The organism is Paludifilum halophilum (assembly GCF_002245355.1).
GTDB classification, from domain to species: domain Bacteria; phylum Bacillota; class Bacilli; order Thermoactinomycetales; family DSM-45169; genus Paludifilum; species Paludifilum halophilum.
Genome location: NZ_NOWF01000115.1, coordinates 1 through 426 on the forward strand (window position 1 = coordinate 1; position 426 = coordinate 426).

Sequence of the window (426 nt, forward strand, 5' to 3'; positions counted from 1 at the left end):
GGTGATCCGCTGCTTTAAGTCTTCTGACGTCGCCTTCGTGGCAGTGGAAGGCAACCGCCTGAGCGGCTCCGGCATCTCGATCGGTATTCAGTCGAAAGGCACCACCGTCATCCACCAGCGCGGCCTGCCGCCGCTTTCCAATCTGGAACTCTTCCCGCAGGCGCCGCTGCTGACGCTGGAAACCTACCGTCAGATTGGCAAAAACGCCGCGCGCTACGCCAAACGCGAGTCGCCGCAGCCGGTGCCGACGCTTAACGATCAGATGGCTCGTCCCAAATACCAGGCGAAGTCGGCCATTTTGCACATTAAAGAGACCAAATACGTGGTGACGGGCAAAAACCCGCAGGAACTGCGCGTGGCGCTTTAACAAAGGATATCCCGATGAATACCGACGCAATTGAATCCATGGTACGCGACGTGCTGAGC

The 426-nt window shown here is 58.5% G+C and carries 1 pseudogene; it reads left to right on the top strand.

Annotated features, from left to right (window positions below):
• A pseudogene (gene pduD / locus CHM34_RS18565) lies at positions 1–367 on the top strand (propanediol dehydratase medium subunit PduD); the annotation flags it as partial.
• Positions 368–426: the final 59 nt, after the last annotated feature.